At 42.7% G+C, this 12,866-nt stretch carries 9 protein-coding genes; 7 read left to right on the top strand and 2 right to left on the bottom strand.

The window, feature by feature from the left end; translation table 11 throughout:
* Positions 1–405: 405 nt before the first annotated feature.
* Complete coding sequence (locus tag HMPREF9304_RS05830; RefSeq protein WP_081953657.1) at positions 406–1,557, top strand: ABC transporter substrate-binding protein; 1,152 nt, start codon at positions 406–408, stop codon at positions 1,555–1,557.
* A gap of 341 nt (positions 1,558–1,898) precedes the next feature.
* On the opposite strand, the gene pheS is transcribed toward HMPREF9304_RS05830, so the two are convergent.
* Positions 1,899–2,936 carry a phenylalanine--tRNA ligase subunit alpha gene (gene pheS, locus HMPREF9304_RS05825; RefSeq protein WP_036927337.1) on the bottom strand — a complete coding sequence of 346 codons (1,038 nt, stop codon included), beginning with the start codon at positions 2,934–2,936 and terminating at the stop codon, positions 1,899–1,901.
* Positions 2,937–3,128: 192 nt separating this feature from the next.
* Here pheS and HMPREF9304_RS05820 point away from each other — a divergent pair, with 192 nt between their 5' ends.
* The 3 genes from HMPREF9304_RS05820 to HMPREF9304_RS05810 are packed head-to-tail and all read left to right on the top strand — an operon-like array spanning position 3,129 to position 5,791.
* Positions 3,129–4,010, top strand: coding sequence for a DUF4348 domain-containing protein (locus HMPREF9304_RS05820; RefSeq protein WP_008126047.1), 882 nt, complete (start codon positions 3,129–3,131; stop codon positions 4,008–4,010).
* A 9-nt stretch (positions 4,011–4,019) separates the two neighbouring features.
* Positions 4,020–5,033, top strand: coding sequence for a UDP-N-acetylmuramate dehydrogenase (gene murB / locus HMPREF9304_RS05815; protein ID WP_036927336.1), 1,014 nt, complete (start codon positions 4,020–4,022; stop codon positions 5,031–5,033).
* On the top strand, positions 5,030–5,791 hold the full coding sequence (locus HMPREF9304_RS05810; protein ID WP_036927334.1) for an MBL fold metallo-hydrolase: 762 nt from the start codon (positions 5,030–5,032) through the stop codon (positions 5,789–5,791). Before murB ends, HMPREF9304_RS05810 begins: the two co-directional genes overlap by 4 nt.
* A 275-nt stretch (positions 5,792–6,066) precedes the next feature.
* Here HMPREF9304_RS05810 and HMPREF9304_RS14380 read toward each other — a convergent pair whose 3' ends face one another.
* On the bottom strand, positions 6,067–6,237 hold the full coding sequence (locus tag HMPREF9304_RS14380) for a hypothetical protein (RefSeq protein ID WP_156104774.1): 171 nt from the start codon (positions 6,235–6,237) through the stop codon (positions 6,067–6,069).
* Positions 6,238–6,291: 54 nt separating this feature from the next.
* On the opposite strand from HMPREF9304_RS14380, the gene HMPREF9304_RS05805 reads away from it, so the two are divergent.
* From HMPREF9304_RS05805 to HMPREF9304_RS05795, 3 genes are all read left to right on the top strand, one after another.
* Positions 6,292–8,124 carry an SLC13 family permease gene (locus HMPREF9304_RS05805; RefSeq protein WP_036927333.1) on the top strand — a complete coding sequence of 611 codons (1,833 nt, stop codon included), beginning with the start codon at positions 6,292–6,294 and terminating at the stop codon, positions 8,122–8,124.
* A 248-nt stretch (positions 8,125–8,372) separates the two neighbouring features.
* Positions 8,373–10,334, top strand: a complete 1,962-nt coding sequence (locus HMPREF9304_RS05800; RefSeq protein WP_036927332.1) for an ABC-F family ATP-binding cassette domain-containing protein — start codon at positions 8,373–8,375, stop codon at positions 10,332–10,334.
* A gap of 89 nt (positions 10,335–10,423) precedes the next feature.
* Positions 10,424–12,451 (top strand): M13 family metallopeptidase, encoded by a 2,028-nt coding sequence (locus HMPREF9304_RS05795; protein WP_036927329.1) that lies wholly within the window; start codon positions 10,424–10,426, stop codon positions 12,449–12,451.
* The last annotated feature ends 415 nt before the right edge of the window (positions 12,452–12,866 follow it).

Here is a 12,866-nt window from a genome sequence, read left to right as displayed (position 1 = left end):
GTTGGTTGTTTTCACGCGAGTTATGAGAGGCACTTTGTAAAGAAAATTCAGCATTTTATTTCCTTCCATGCAGCGTATCACCATTTTTACGAACCGATTGCAAACAACGTATGAACTCTCCTCATCATTATTCATTTGTTCCTCTTATTTTCGGTGAGTTGGACAGATCGCAAATGCTTTCGTTATCAACAAGTGCGTAAATACTTTTTGATTTCGTTCGTGTTTTTTGTTGTACAAATATCATTTTTATACGAAGAAACTGTGATTGGAAAAAAGAAAAAGAACAATTGATGAAAATGACGTTCGCGTGAAAAAGTAATGAATGGATAGCTTGTTACTTCTTAATTTTTGTACATTTGCACTGATTTATGGATGATTTGCTCAACAATTAACGCACATGAAATTATGATTAAATGTAACTCTTCTTTCTCTCTCATCGCTTGTGGAATCTTGATGATGACCTCCATCACTATGGGGTGCCAATCCAAGCAGTCAAAGAAATCAACCCATGAAGGCACGAAAGTAGAACTAAAATATGCGGAACATATCCAAATGCAAAAATATCCTCTGTTTACAGTCGTTACTTTAGCAAATCCGTGGGATGAGGGAAAGGTTCTACATACGTATGTGTTGGTCAACCGCAAAGACTCTGCAAGGGTGAATCATCTGCCAAAAGGTACCTTGGTTTATACGCCCATTGAGCGTAGTGTGGTTTTCTCGACCGCTCATTGTCAGCTACTCCAATCTTTGGGCGCATTGGATGCCATTGCGGGGGTAGCCGATTTGAAGTATATTCTTATTCCAGCAATTCAACATCGAGTAACGACAGGCAAGATTGTTGATTGTGGAGACGGAATGAGTCCTAATATAGAGAGAATGATAGCGCTACATCCGCAGGCTCTTCTTTTGTCCCCTTTTGAGAATAGTGGGGGATATGGAAAGTTGGAAGGGTTGGGCTGTCCTGTCATTGAGTTGGCGGATTACATGGAGACATCACCGTTGGGAAGAGCCGAATGGATGAAATTTTATGGGATGCTCTTTGGCTGCGAGCAGCGTGCAGATTCGTTGTTTGCCGTTGTCGACAGTGCTTATCAACAGTTAAAGTCACAAGCCCAATCATGGCCAGAGGGTGCTTCTCTCTTGACAGAGCGTCAAACGGGGAGTGTTTGGTATTGTCCAGGAGGAAAGAGTACCATAGGGCAAATGATAGCCGATGCACATGGGAAATATGCTTTCTCTGCTGACAAGCACAGTGGGAGTTTAGCACTCTCTTTTGAAGAAGTATTGGAAAAGGCGGGCAACAGCGAGGTGTGGGCTTTCAAATATCATGGTGAACATCCCATGACCAAACAAGATTTGCTGGCAGAATACCGTGGTTATCGTGTTTTGCGAGCTTATAAGCAAGGGAAAATCTATGGTTGTAACAGTCGCATAAAACCATATTTTGAAGAAACTCCGTTCCGTCCTGACTTCCTCTTGCGTGATATCATCATTATGTTGAATCAACCCCACGCCTCTTGTTTGGGTAAATTGCGCTATTACGAACCTCTTCCATAGCTTTTTCACAGGCTCCTCCTTGTCAATGGAACAAAACATGGGATGTTGTCAATCATCTGTAAAACTGTCTAAGAGTATCATTTTCATGAATAAAAAAGGATGGGTTACCTACGCCATTGGTTCACGGCATTGATTTCACTCAAGACGGATATTTTGAAAATTGAATATCGAAGTACGGGAATCTCTTATTATATATAAGGTGAAACTCATGGAACAGGATGTGCGTCTGTCATGCGTTTGGAGGAGTTGCAGACTGAAGAGGATCTTCTATGAGGCAGAAATAAAAAAGGAGACCGAAGTCTCCTTTATGTTTATTCATCAATGACGAGCGTGTGCAACTGTTAATGTGCAGCCTCAAACTCTTTGAGGAAGCGCAAATCATTCTCTGAGAAAAGGCGCAAGTCGCTAACCCGATATTTCAGATTGGTAATGCGTTCTACACCCATACCAAAGGCATAACCGCTGTACACCTTGCTGTCAATGCCGCAAGCCTCGAGTACATTGGGGTCTACCATGCCACATCCCAAGATCTCTACCCAACCAGTTTGCTTGCAGAAGCCACAGCCTTCACCACCGCAAATAAAGCATGAGATGTCCATTTCGGCACTCGGCTCTGTAAATGGGAAGTAACTTGGGCGCAAACGAATGTCAGTATCTGGACCAAACATTTCGCGTGCAAACGTAAGCAACACCTGTTTGAGGTCGGTAAACGATACATTTTTGTCAATATACAGGCCTTCTACCTGATGAAAAAAGCAGTGGGCACGTGCAGAAATCGCCTCGTTACGATACACTCTTCCTGGGCATATAATGCGGATAGGAGGCTCGTGAGTCTCCATATAGTGCGATTGGTCGCCCGAAGTGTGTGAACGTAGCAACACATTCTTGGTCACATCGTTGGGATGCTTGTGAATGAAGAATGTGTCCTGCATATCTCGCGCGGGATGATCGGGTGCGAAGTTTAATTTGGTAAAGACGTGTAAATCGTCATCAATCTCAGGTCCATCTGCCAAGGTGAAGCCCATGCGTTGAAAGATATTACAGATTTCGTTCTTCACAATGGTTAGCGGATGTCGTGTTCCCAAGCGAATAGGATAAGCTGAGCGTGTAAGATCAAGCGATACGGAAGATTCATTGGCTGTTCCAACTGTGTCCTTGAGAGAGTTGATTTTATCCTTAGCCAACTGCTTTAATTCGTTGATCTTCATGCCGACAGTTTTCTTTTCATCAGCTGCCACATTGCGGAAGTCGGCCATCAGCGCATTGATTTCACCTTTCTTACTGAGGTATTTTAGGCGCAACTGTTCTACCTCATCAGCATTCTTTGCCGAGAGGTTGCTTACTTCTTTGAGAAGTTCATCTATTTTGTCAAGTATCATACTTATATAATTTCCTCTTTGCAAAGGTAATATTTTTACATTAAAAACACGACTTATCTCAAAATTAAGTAGTAAATTTGCATAAGAATGGTTAAAGGGACGTATGAACAGTACGCCCACTCCGTCAACAATCAATAAGATGAGGTATGTTTGACACCAAGTAATTCGTTTTAAGATGAAATTTGAGAGACCATGATAAAAGAGAAAAATAATCTGTTGAGAAAAGCAACTTTTGTTGCCTTAGGTTTTTTTGTGTTGATATCTTTGCTGTTTTCAACTGCTGGTTGTTTCGATAAAAAGCCAACAGCGGTGGACACGCTTGCGGTAGACTCTGCGACAACTGATACCCTTGATGACGATACGCTGTCGAACATTATTGCCGAATCGCCGATGTCCAAATCGGCAGATGAGTTGTTTGATGACTTTTTCTTTAACTTTGCTGCCAACAAGAAACTGCAATACAAGCGCATCAAATTCCCCTTACCCGTCATGAAGAATGGTAAGCAAGAACGCACCATTACAAAAAATCAGTGGAAAATGGACTATTTCTTTATGAAGCAAGGCTATTTTACATTGATTTTTGACAGATTCAAGCAGATGGAAGTTGTAAAAGATACTACGGTGAGGAATGTCACGGTAGAAAAAATATTATTTCCTATCAAGACCATTAAGCAGTATCAATTTGAACGAATTAATGGCGAATTTATGCTGACGTCCATTATTTACCAGCCTATTCATGAGAGTGTGAATGGCTCCTTTCTCAACTTTTATCAACGATTTGCTGTAGACAGTGCTTTTCAAATCAAAAGCTTGAACGAAACAGTAGAATTTACGGCACCCGATCCTGATGATGATTTTGGAACGATTACGGGTTCTATTGTCCCAGAACAGTGGCCAGGATTTAAGCCACCTATCATTCCGAAAGGCACTATTTACAATATTATTTATGGGCAAAAATATGTTGCTGGTAAACAAAAATTGTTCGTGGTTCGCGGTATTGCCACAGACTTAGAGGTGATTATGCTTTTCAGGCATCGAAAAGATGGGTGGAAGTTGATGAAATTTAATAGTTAAAACTACAGGATGTTAGATCGAAAAAATTACAGTTTACAACAGCATAATACATTTGGCATTGATGCTCGGTGTAGACGATTCATTGCTTTTGATTCGAAAGAAGAGCTACAGCAGGCGTTATCCACATTGACACCACAAGATGAACCTTTCATGCCACTGGGAGAGGGGAGTAACCTGTTGCTTACGAAAGATTTTGAAGGGACAGTTTTGCACTCTCGAATTCAATTCATTGACATTAAGATAGAAGACAGTATTGCTACTGTAAAGGCAGGTAGTGGGGTAATATGGGACGATTTGGTGGCTGCTTGCGTGGAGCAAAAAGCTTACGGATTGGAAAATCTTTCCCTCATTCCTGGTACCGTTGGAGCAGCTGCAGTGCAAAATATTGGTGCTTATGGTTGTGAAGTAAAGGACTTTATCCAGACCATCACTGCCGTAGAAATAGCCACAGGTCATGAGGTAACCTTTACCAATGCTGATTGTCAGTACGCTTACCGCTATAGTAAATTTAAGGATGAATGGAAAAATAAATATGTGATTATTTCGGTTGAATTGAAGTTCAATTGTACCTATTCTCCGCATTTGGATTATGGTAACATCCAGTCCGAGTTGCAACGCAAAGGCATTGAACATCCTACACCACAGCAATTACGAGACACCATTATTGCCATTCGACAGGCAAAACTTCCTGACCCCAAAGTACAGGGCAATGCGGGGAGCTTCTTTATGAATCCAATCGTGAGCATGCAGCAATACCAAGCGTTGGCAGTTCGATACCCACAAATGCCACATTATCAAATAGATGGATTGTCTGTAAAAATCCCAGCAGGTTGGTTGATAGAGCAATGTGGTTGGAAAGGCAAAACTTTAGGACGTGCTGGGGTGCATGACAGACAGGCTTTGGTGCTGGTAAATCGTGGAGGAGCTTCGGGAAGTGATATCGAACGTTTGTGTAAAGAAATCCAAAAGGATGTCAGCGAGCGTTTTGGCATCGCCATTCATCCCGAGGTAAACATTCTATGAAACTTACATTTTTAGGAACAGGAACATCGGGTGGCGTCCCCTCGTTGGGGTGCCATTGCGCCGTTTGTGAGAGTCACGATCCGCATGACAAACGGTTACGTACAGCGGCACTCTTAGAAACAGACACTACGCGCATACTCATCGACTGTGGTCCCGATATTCGTCAGCAGCTAATGCCTTTTCCTTTTCAGCCTCTTGATGCCGTCCTTTTGACGCATATTCATTATGACCATGTGGCAGGAATAGATGACTTGCGACCTTTTTGTGTTTTCGATTCTCTTCAAATCTATGCAGATGAACCGACTGCAGAGGCATTGCATCGCACCATGCCATATTGTTTTGGTGCTCATCTTTATCCAGGTGTTCCTTTATTGGATTTACATGTTGTTCAGCCACATCAAGAGTTGCGCATTGGTGACATAGATATCATGCCGTTTCAAGTAATGCATCACGAGTTGCCTATCTTGGGGTTTCGTTTCGGTAGTTTTGCTTACATCACGGATATGAAGACTATTCGAGACGAAGAGATGCCTTTTTTATCAGGAGTCAAAACCTTAGTGGTAAACGCTTTGCGCTATGAACCGCAGCACCATTCACACATGACCGTAGCGGAAGCCATTGAGTTTTCGAATCGTGTTGGTGCAAAACAAACTTATTTGGTTCACATGAGTCATGGTATAGGATTACACCATGATGTGAATCTTCAGTTGCCTGATGGTATTCAGTTGGCTTATGACGGGTTGCAAATTGAAGTGTAAGCAAAATGAACTTATTTTAGACAAAAAGACGAAGTTAGTGGCAAATAACGGACAAAAACATCTTTAATACGGTTAAAAAGTGTTATAATTCAAACATTTCTTTTCAAAAGAATTGCATCTCTCATTATATTTTGTAACTTTGCAATGTGTTTTTCATAGTATTAGATTTAAGGTTAACAAGATTGAGAGTACAGCGGTACTCTTTTTTTTATGCCTAAAATCTATAACATCTTGGTTTACAAGTGCTCTCTAATGATATTGTTGAGGCGACTTCTTTATTGCAGTGATGTTAAAAATGGGATATCCATTCCTGTAACTATTTGTTCTGGAAGTTTATCAATGTAATATCTTAAAATCTTTGCAAGCGATAAGAAAAATAAGAATTCATCAAGAGACAATTCTTTAATGTCAATTATTTTTATTATATTTGCATTATCATTTTCCAATTAGCCTACCTTTTAGGCTTTTTTACTTAATACGAATAATTTTTTTAGGTTGATATGATTCTTACCCTCGTTGTACTATTCGTAACGGTCATCTTCTTTGTGATTGGTCGTCTGCGAACCGATATAGTGGCACTGTGTGCCCTTTGTGTGTTGTTAGTAGTTGGTGTTTTGACACCCGAGGAGGCTTTTTCTGGCTTTTCCTCGAATGTGGTGATTATGATGGTGGGACTGTTTGTGGTAGGTGCTGCCGTGCTACAAACGGGTTTGGCAAAGGCTTTAAGCCAAAAAATCATACAGTTGGCGAAAGGTAGCGAGATAAGATTGTTTTTGTTGGTGATGCTGACGACTTCATTTATTGGAGCCTTTGTGAGTAATACAGGCACGGTTGCGCTGATGATGCCCATTGTTGTGAGTATGGCAGCGCAATCCAATTCCAGTCCCGGAAAGTTACTCATGCCACTTGCTTTTGCCAGTAGCTTGGGTGGAATGCTCACACTGATTGGTACACTTCCGAACCTTGTTATTCAGGAGACGTTGGTAGACGCAGGTTATGAGCCACTCACATTTTTCTCATTCACTCCTGTTGGAATTGTTTGTATTGCCGTTGGTATTATCGTTTTGTTGCCATTGAGTCGAATGTTTCTTGGGAAGGACAAGAAAAAAGGTGGAAGAAGGAAACCTAAAGATAAGAGCTTAGACGAGCTGGTGACAGAGTATCATCTTCAAAACTATTTGCAGGCTTACCGTATTGGTAACCATTCTCCACTCCATGGTAAGACAGTTGCCGAGCTTGATTTGCGCAACCGTCACGGACTGTCCATTATTGAGATTCGAAATGATTCTTCGAGTAGTGGGCGTATTATACGTCAGGTCAAGCAAAAGGTTCCAAAACCGTCCACCGTTTTACAAGCAGGAGATGTGCTTTATCTCACAGGAGACATCAAGGACATGGATGTATTTGCCACCAAAAACTCACTCGCCAAGTTAGATAATAGTTCTGTTGACTTCTATGATATAGGTATGGCAGAGCTTGTACTCATGCCCAATTCGCGTATTACTGGTATTCGCCTTAAAGATTCGAGCATTGGTGAAAAGTACAATATCAATGTGGTAGGGATTCGTCGCCGAAGAGATTATCTCGTAAAAGACTTGGCGGAGCAGAAGCTCCAAGCTGGTGATGTCCTTTTGGTGCAAGGGTTGTGGAGCAATATTGACAGACTTGAAACAGCCGAAACCGATTGGGTGGTATTGGGACGACCAATAGAGCAAGCCAGTAAGGTAACGCTCAATTATAAAGCACCCATTGCAGCCTTTATCATGTTACTGATGATTTGTATGATGGTATTCGATTTCATTCCAATTCAACCCGTCACAGCAGTGATGATTGCAGGTCTGCTGATGGTATTAACGGGCTGCTTGAGAAATGTCGAAACTGCATACAAAGCTATTAATTGGAGTAGTATTGTGCTCATTGCAGCGATGATGCCCATGTCCATAGCGTTAGAGAAGACGGGCGTTTCCTCGTTTATCTCTCAATCATTAGTTGATTCATTGGGAGATATGGGACCGATGATTCTACTGGCAGGGATTTATTATACCACAACATTTGTGACCATGTTTGTCAGCAATACAGCCACAGCTGTCATCATGTCTCCCATTGCCATGTCTGCCGCTTCGCAGATAGGTGTCAGTCCGTACGCTTTCTTGTTTGCCGTCACGTTAGGAGCAAGCATGTGTTTCGCATCCCCTTTTTCAACACCGCCCAATGCGTTGGTGATGAAAGCAGGTCAGTACGAGTTTATGGATTATATCAAGGTGGGGCTTCCCTTGCAATTGCTGATAGGAGTGGTAATGACATTTGTATTGCCTTTGCTTTTCCCTTTCTAAAGGTCTCATAAAAAATACTTGTATTATTGGATAGCTCCAATGTTACGGTTTGCTTTCCCTTTTGATGAAAAAGTGCAAAAGATAACACAATAAGAGAGTTCTTCGGAACTCTTTTTTGTGTAGAATGGCTGCCCGTTTATATGATTCATTTACACTCTTCCCATGAAAGATAACGCACTTCAAATATTCGTGTGATAAAAAATAGTCGTATCTTTGCAGATACTTGACAAAAGAAAACAGATAAATAGATGATTTCAGTAGAAGGATTGTGTGTTACGTTTGGCGTGAAACCCCTGTTCAGGGATGTTAGTTTTGTGGTCAACGAACGTGATAGGATAGCCTTGGTAGGCAAGAACGGAGCGGGAAAATCAACGCTTCTCAAGATATTGAAAGGGTTACAACAGCCTACTAATGGGGTGGTTGCTGTTCCCAACGACACTACGATAGGCTATCTGCCACAGGTAATGAAACTGGCAGACGATACTACAGTGAAGGAAGAAACGCGCAAAGCCTTTGCCGATAATTTGCGCATCAAGGATCATCTTGAGGAGATGCAACATGAAATGGCAACACGCACCGACTACGAAAGCACCGACTACCTCGACTTGGTTGAGCGGTTTACGCAAGAACATGAGCGATATTTGATGCTTGGTGGCGAGAACTATGAAGCCGAGATAGAGCGAACGCTTGTGGGGTTGGGCTTTGAACAAAAGGATTTTGAACGACCCACATCAGAGTTTTCGGGTGGATGGCGTATGCGTATCGAACTGGCGAAGATACTGTTGAGGCGTCCAGACGTCCTTCTTCTCGATGAGCCTACCAATCACTTGGATATCGAGTCCATACAATGGCTCGAACAGTTCTTGGTGCAATCTGCCAAGGCTGTGGTACTGGTGAGTCACGACAGAGCCTTTATTAATAATGTAACCAATCGAACGTTAGAGATAACTTGTGGGCAGATTGAGGACTACAAGGTAAAATACGATGAGTATGTAACCCTGCGAGCCGAACGACGTGAACAACAGTTGCGAGCTTATGAAAACCAGCAAAAGGAGATAGCCGATACTAAAGCCTTCATAGAGCGTTTCCGCTATCAAGCCACTAAGGCGGTGCAGGTGCAGCAGCGCATTAGACAGCTGGAGAAAATAGTGCCTATCGAGGTGGACGAGGTGGACAACAAACGTATGCACCTCAAGTTTCCACCTTGTTTGCGCAGTGGCGATTATCCCATTATCTGCGACCAATTGCGCAAAGATTATGGTGCGCACACCGTGTTTTCTGGTGTAACGTTTACGATCAAGCGTGGTGAGAAGGTGGCATTTGTGGGCAAGAATGGTGAGGGAAAGTCCACCTTGGTGAAGTGTATCATGGGTGAGATACCTTTTACAGGTACGCTCAAAGTGGGACACAATGTGCAGATAGGTTATTTTGCACAGAACCAAGCACAATTACTCAACGAGGAATTGACAATTTATGAAACGATAGACCGTGTGGCAACAGGCGATATGCGCCTGAAAATCAATGACCTTTTGGGCGCATTCATGTTTGGTGGAGAGACTTCAGAGAAGAAGGTGAAAGTACTATCAGGTGGTGAGCGCAGCCGACTGGCAATGATTCAGTTGTTGTTACAACCCGTGAACCTGCTGATTCTCGACGAGCCAACCAACCATTTGGACATGGCATCGAAAGATGTACTGAAAGAGGCGATACAAGCATTTGACGGAACAGTTATCTTAGTGAGCCACGACCGTGACTTCTTGAACGGTTTGGTAGATAAGGTATATGAGTTTGGAGGTGGCTGTGTGAGAGAACATTTAGGTGGCATCTACGATTTCATTCGCAGTCACGCTGAAGCTACAGACGGCTTGGCATCACAGCAGAGCATTGACGCTATTTTGCAAAATAAGAGTGTGACAATGGCTGCAACCGTACAGTCAGCCCCATCAACTGAAGAAAAGGGTGGGGTAGATGATTATCAACAGCGCAAAGAACAGCAACGGAAATTGCGAAAACTGAAGCGTGATATTGAGGAAACTGAAGCGAAGATTGCTAAGATGGAAAAGCGTATCACCGAACTCAACGCCTTGCTGTCACAACCCGAAAACGCCTCAGATATGGAATTGGTAACGGAATACACTACCACCCAGCGAGTATTGGACAAAGAGAATGAACGCTGGATGGAGCTAAGTGAGAAAATGGAGAAACTTTGAACGATTAACTTCTAAACTCGTAAACTTGTAAACTAAATACTCGTAAACTTGTAAACTAAATACTCATCAACTTAAATATTTCAAAACTTATGAAACAATTATTTCCGATGATGCTGCTCATGGTAGCACCTGCCATGGGAATGGCGCAATCTAAGACAGGATTGGTGGAGGCTAATTTTGACAAGTCTGTACGTCCTGCCGATGATTTCTATCAGTTTGCCACAGGAGGTTGGCAGAAAAACCATCCGTTGCCAGCAGCCTATTCACGCTTTGGTAGTTTTGACCAACTGGCAGAGGACAACAACAAGCGTATCAACTCAATATTGAGTGAGCTGAAAAAGAAAACGTACAAGAAAGGTACGATGGAGCAGAAACTCTCCGACTTCTATAAGTTGGCTATGGATGCCGAACGTCGTAACAAGGAAGGTCTCACCCCTGTGAAGCCCTTGCTCAACGAGATAGAGGCAGCAAAGACTAAAGACCAGCTATTGCAATTGCAGCTCAAGTATGCTAACATGGGCTATGGCATTCCTTATGGTTCGTATTTTGCTGCCGATGAAAAGAATGTGGCAATGAATATCCTCAATATTTCTCAAGGTGGACTTACCTTGGGGCAGAAGGACTATTACGTGAATAACGACTCGGCAACGGTGGCTATTCGTAATGCTTTCAAACATCACATTGCTCGTATGTTCCAGTTGTACGGCTTCACACCAGCACAAGCATCTGCCAAGGCAGATATCGTGTTCAAGAATGAGACCGCATTGGCACTCATCTCAAAGAGTATGACCGAGCTACGCGACCCACAAGCCAACTATAACAAAATGACGCTAAAGCAGTTCAATGCGAACTATCCTAACATCAACTTGGAGGCTTTTGCCACTGCAGAAGGTGTGAAGAGCGACTATATCCAAGAAATGGTAGTAGGACAACCTGCCTTTTTGGAAGGATATGACAAGCTTTCGGCTGCTGCTACAGCTGATGATTTGCGTGCCATCATGGAGTGGGATGTCATCATGTCGTCAGCTGCTTATTTGACAGACCAAATCCGTGAAGCCAACTTTGATTTCTTTGGTAAAACAATGAGTGGGCGCAAAGAAGATTATCCTTTGTGGAAACGTGCCACCAACCAAGTAGAGGGGCAAATGGGCGAAGCGTTAGGCAAGATGTATGTGCAGCGATATTTTCCTGAATCGTCCAAGAAGATGATGGAAAAATTAGTACGTAACCTGCAAATAGCATTGGGTGAGCGCATTGATGCCCAAACTTGGATGAGCGATACCACCAAGGCAGAGGCTCACAAGAAGCTGGATAAGTTCTATGTAAAGATAGGTTATCCCAACAAATGGCGCGACTACTCGTCATTGAGCATTGACCCTTCTAAGTCGTTCTATGAAAACGTGATGGCGTGTCGTGAGTTTGCACACCGTAATCACATTGCAGAACGGGCAGGCAAACCAGTTGATCGGGATGAATGGTTCATGACTCCACAAACCGTGAATGCCTACTACAACCCTACGACCAATGAAATCTGTTTCCCTGCTGGTATTCTACAATATCCATTCTTTGACGCCAAAGCCGACGAAGCTTTCAATTATGGTGCCATTGGTGTGGTGATTGGGCATGAGATGACTCACGGATTTGACGACCAAGGTAGGCAGTACGATGCCAATGGAAACATGAACGACTGGTGGACTGCTGGTGACGCCAAGAGATTTAACGAGCGTGCTGACATGTATGCCGATTTCTTCTCGAATATCAATGTGCTACCCGATTTGAAGTCGAATGGACGTTTTACTTTGGGTGAGAACCTTGCCGACCACGGAGGACTCATGGTAAGTTATCTGGCTTTCCAAAATGCTACCGCCAAAAAACCATTAAAGACGAAAGATGGTTTTACTGCCAACCAGCGTTTCTTCTTGGCTTATGCAGGTGTATGGGGGCAAAACATTACTGAAAAGGAAATACGTAATCGTGTAAAGAGCGACCCACATGCCTTGGGTAAGTGGCGCGTGAATGGTGCATTGCCACACATTGATGCATGGTATGAGGCCTTCGATGTGAAACCAACCGACAAGCTTTACCTACCAAAGAACCAACGTTTAGAACTTTGGTAAACTCATTTTTCTCTCTTCAAAAAAATAGTTGAAGGATAGAATACAGTAATTTCTATGTTCGCTCCCTCCTCTCTGTTCGTTGTCCATCAGACATGTGACAACCTATTTAGAGGAGGGAGTTGTCGTTTTTATGTATTGCTGTTTGATAAAACAGATTGAAAGTCCACAGACTGTTCGCCTCGGAATATACTGGTCACGGCTCTTTTATAGAAGAAAGGTAGTTGATGGTGAAAAACAACCCTTGTACTTTTGTTTCAACCACAAATCTACCTCTATGCATGAACCATATGGTTTGCGTTCATTAGTTGTAATAATAACCTACTTTCAATGAAAGAGCGGTACTGCTTTCAAAATCATAACTTTGTCCTATTATTTTACCAAAAAACGACCATCTAAAATCTTCAAAATAGAAAAA

It is taken from the genome of Hoylesella timonensis S9-PR14 (genome assembly GCF_000762405.1).
Taxonomy (GTDB): domain Bacteria; phylum Bacteroidota; class Bacteroidia; order Bacteroidales; family Bacteroidaceae; genus Prevotella; species Prevotella timonensis_A.
The sequence above is the reverse complement of the archived record's forward strand: the minus strand, read 5'-3'. Positions and strand labels throughout refer to the sequence as shown.

Bases quoted from the DNA above. Each gene is read 5' to 3' on its own strand.
- HMPREF9304_RS05830 (WP_081953657.1), top strand. From the start codon at position 406: ATGATTAAATGTAACTCTTCTTTCTCTCTCATCGCTTGTGGAATCTTG.
- pheS (WP_036927337.1), bottom strand. From the start codon at position 2,936: ATGATACTTGACAAAATAGATGAACTTCTCAAAGAAGTAAGCAACCTC.
- HMPREF9304_RS05820 (WP_008126047.1), top strand. From the start codon at position 3,129: ATGATAAAAGAGAAAAATAATCTGTTGAGAAAAGCAACTTTTGTTGCC.
- murB (WP_036927336.1), top strand. From the start codon at position 4,020: ATGTTAGATCGAAAAAATTACAGTTTACAACAGCATAATACATTTGGC.
- HMPREF9304_RS05810 (WP_036927334.1), top strand. From the start codon at position 5,030: ATGAAACTTACATTTTTAGGAACAGGAACATCGGGTGGCGTCCCCTCG.
- HMPREF9304_RS05805 (WP_036927333.1), top strand. From the start codon at position 6,292: ATGATTCTTACCCTCGTTGTACTATTCGTAACGGTCATCTTCTTTGTG.
- HMPREF9304_RS05800 (WP_036927332.1), top strand. From the start codon at position 8,373: ATGATTTCAGTAGAAGGATTGTGTGTTACGTTTGGCGTGAAACCCCTG.
- HMPREF9304_RS05795 (WP_036927329.1), top strand. From the start codon at position 10,424: ATGAAACAATTATTTCCGATGATGCTGCTCATGGTAGCACCTGCCATG.